Genomic DNA, 3,450 nt, shown 5'->3' on the forward strand with positions numbered 1-3,450 from the left:
GGGAATTATCGAAAGTTATTGTTTATGGTAAGAAATAAGTGTATATGCCCTGAAATTTTGAAATATATGTTTATTTCTTTCCATAATCCTCCACAATAGATTTATAAACTAGGAGGTGTGCTAAATGGAAACTCGATTACCAATTGAAGCATTAGCTAATAAAGTATTATCTGAATTAGAAAGATTAGATTATGCATATAACACTATTTGTGGTTTTCGTGCTTTTTACAAAAGGGTTATTGCATTTGCAAAAGAAAAGGATGAAATCTATTTTTCTGAAGCACTGGGTAGAGAATTTTTAAAGGAAAAGTATGAATGCACAATTGATTATTATAAGGAGCCCATGCCTAAAAGCGTCAAAGGTCCTATCAGAATGATAAGGGTTCTAGGCGATTATCAGTTACATGGTGTAATTATCCGAAGGATTGTGAAAAAGAAAGGGTATGTTAAGCCATTACAGTTTGAAAAAGAACTCATCGCTTATGAAAAGGAATGTGAACTTAACGAGTATTCCAAAAGAGGACTTCGTACAAGAATGCAGCGTTTATTCTTTTTTATTGATTACCTGGATTCTAGAAAAGTTCAGAAATCAAATGATATTAGTCCAGAGATAATATCTGATTATGTTAAAACAATTTACAAATATCATGAAAAAAGTATTTCATCCATTTTAACAACACTTAGAGTATATTTGAGATTTCTTTATTTTAATCAATATACAGATGAAGATCTATCCTTAAAGGTACCAAAACAGAATAAGTATTATTACCCACATATTCCCTCTGTTTGGAATGAAGAAGACGTTATACGTTTATTAAATAGTATCGATCGAGGTAATCCAACTGGAAAAAGGGACTACGCGATTCTGCTTTTAGTTACCAAACTAGGTATAAGGGCGGGAGATATCAAATCTTTAAAGTTATCAGATTTAAATTGGCAGTCCAAAATCATTGATGTAAGACAAAATAAAACTAAGAATACTGTAACATATCCTATCTTAAAGGATATAGGCTGGGCATTAATTGATTATCTGAAAAACGGCCGTCCTACTAGTGATTCTCCATTTGTCTTTATACGAATGAATGCACCTTTTGAAGCCTTTGGTAAAGACGCTAACCTTTATAGTATTATTACAAAATATACAAGACTAGCCGGCATTACTATTCCTCGTGATAAGAAACGGGGTTTACATTCACTTCGGCATACTCTTGCGAGTACTTTGCTGGAACAAGGAACGCCATTACCAGTAATTTCTGAAGTTCTTGGACATTTTAGTTCTAAATCAACCAGTGTTTATCTTCATACAGGGTTGGAAGGGCTACGGAAATGTGCCATTGATCCAGAGGAGGTGCTTAAGAATGACTAATAGAACAATAGTATTTCAAAGCATTCTCAGCGAAGTGATTGCTGGTTACATTGAAGAAAAGAGAGCTGTTGGCTATAAGTACAAAAAGGGGTCTTCTCTTTTGAAGCAATTTGATACTTTAGTTATTAATGAAACTCTATCAGATATAAAACTTCCGAAGGAACTGGTACTACTTTGGACAAAAAAACGAAATAATGAAACTGCGAGTACTAGAAACGGAAGAATCTCAATTATACGTGGACTAGCAACATATATGGTACGTCTTGGCTACGATGCATATATTTTTCCAGCTTCTTCCGTTTCAATTGAGAGATATTCTTATGTTCCTTATATATTTTCCAAAGTAGAGCTGAGTAATATCCTTTCCGTTTGTGACAATTATCCTATTTCGAATGTATCTCCCAATAAGCATCTAATTCTTCCTCTACTGTTCCGTGTACTGTATGGATGCGGGTTACGAATTTCAGAGGCATTAAATTTAAGGCTTAAGGATGTCGATTTAAATCAAGGTACCTTATTCATCAAGGATACGAAATTTGGAAAAGAACGAAAAATTCCAATGGCAGAAACACTTACAAGACACTGTAGTGTATACGTAGAGAAAGTGCATCAGTTATTTTCTAATGATACTTTTTTATTCCCTTCTCCTTTCGGAGGACGATATAAGGAAAGCACAATATATAAACTATTTAGGCAAATTTTATGGAAGGCTGGCATATCCCATAGTGGAAAAGGTCCTAGACTCCATGATCTAAGGCATACTTTTGCGGTCCATTGCTTGAAAAAATGGGTCTTAAATGAGGAAGATATTACAAATCTACTTCCTTACCTTTCTGCATTCCTAGGGCATGTTGATCTAAGAGGTACACAACATTACTTGAGGCTTACTGCTGATTTATATCCCAAAATTATAGATTCAGTTGAACAGAACTTTTCATCTTTAATACCGGAGGTTGCGTTTGATGAAACAGACTGATTTCGCCAGAACACTTACACGATTCCTTTCTGACTATCTTCCAAGTCAACGTAACGTTAGTACGAATACCATAAAGTCATATAGAGATACGTTTAAACAAGTGCTAATATTTTTTGATTTAGAACTTAATATTAAGCCGGAACGTCTTACATTTGAAAAAATAAAAGTAGAAAATATTAGAGAATTCCTACTGTGGCTCGAAAAAAAGCGCAAGGTTAGCATTAATACGCGTAATCAAAGGCTAGCTGCAATTCACAGTTTTTACCGTTACACCCAATCAGAACATCCTGAAATTTTACTAGAATGCCAAAGAATTATGGGAATTCCCTTTAAAAAAAGAGAGATAAAGACAATGGAATTTCTCTCACATGAATGCTTAAGGTATATATTGGAACAACCAGACACGGGTAAAAGAAGAGGACGCCGTGATTTAACTTTAATAGCTACATTATATGATACTGGTTCACGGGTACAAGAATTAATTAATTTGAAAACAAGAGATGTTAGACTTACGAAGCCTGCCACTATCACCTTAACAGGAAAAGGTAATAAGCAGAGAAGTGTACCCATTATGGAAAAAACAAAAGAACTGTTGGAAACTTATATGAGAGAAAACAACTTGTTAGAAAACGGAAATCAAGATCATCCACTGTTTTATAATAGTAATAGACGCCCATTTACAAGGCCTGGTATAACATATATTTTAGAAAAGTATTTAAAACAGGCTAAGCAAACTCATTCGGGGATTCTATTCCCTGAAAGACTTCATCCACATTTGGTTAGGCATACAAAAGCTATGCATTTATTAGAGTCTGGAGTAAATCTAATTTATATAAGGGATTTATTAGGACATGTAAATGTAACTACAACTGAAATTTATTTGAGAGCAAATACGGAAACGAAAAGAAAGGCGTTAGAGTCTGCATATATGGATGTTGTAACACAAGATATCCCAGTTTGGGATGAGGATACAGATTTATTAAACTGGTTACAGGATTTTTGTAGGTGAATTTGTAGATTATTATGGAAAGATATTTCTTATAATGTCTTAAATTACAATATATTTTAGATATATCTTTCCATAACCAATAACTTTCGATAATTCCCC

Annotated in this window: 3 protein-coding genes; all 3 read left to right on the forward strand. The window is 33.7% G+C overall.

The genetic code is table 11. The features are described from left to right. Nucleotides 1-124: 124 nt before the first annotated feature. The 3 genes from BN1068_RS00215 to BN1068_RS00225 are packed head-to-tail and all read left to right on the forward strand — an operon-like array spanning nucleotide 125 to nucleotide 3,351. Nucleotides 125-1,366, forward strand: a complete 1,242-nt coding sequence (locus tag BN1068_RS00215) for a site-specific integrase (protein WP_077600835.1) — start codon at nucleotides 125-127, stop codon at nucleotides 1,364-1,366. Then, nucleotides 1,359-2,342, forward strand: coding sequence for a tyrosine-type recombinase/integrase (locus BN1068_RS00220; protein ID WP_077600836.1), 984 nt, complete (start codon nucleotides 1,359-1,361; stop codon nucleotides 2,340-2,342). The genes BN1068_RS00215 and BN1068_RS00220 overlap by 8 nt, the downstream gene beginning before the upstream one ends. Then, complete coding sequence (locus tag BN1068_RS00225) at nucleotides 2,329-3,351, forward strand: tyrosine-type recombinase/integrase (protein ID WP_077600837.1); 1,023 nt, start codon at nucleotides 2,329-2,331, stop codon at nucleotides 3,349-3,351. Before BN1068_RS00220 ends, BN1068_RS00225 begins: the two co-directional genes overlap by 14 nt. Nucleotides 3,352-3,450: the final 99 nt, after the last annotated feature.

Source organism: Oceanobacillus sojae, from assembly GCF_900162665.1.
Lineage (GTDB): Bacteria > Bacillota > Bacilli > Bacillales > Amphibacillaceae > Oceanobacillus > Oceanobacillus sojae_A.

Coding starts and splice junctions, on each gene's coding strand:
- BN1068_RS00225 (WP_077600837.1), top strand. CDS start 2,329: ATGAAACAGACTGATTTCGCCAGAACACTTACACGATTCCTTTCTGAC.
- BN1068_RS00215 (WP_077600835.1), top strand. CDS start 125: ATGGAAACTCGATTACCAATTGAAGCATTAGCTAATAAAGTATTATCT.
- BN1068_RS00220 (WP_077600836.1), top strand. CDS start 1,359: ATGACTAATAGAACAATAGTATTTCAAAGCATTCTCAGCGAAGTGATT.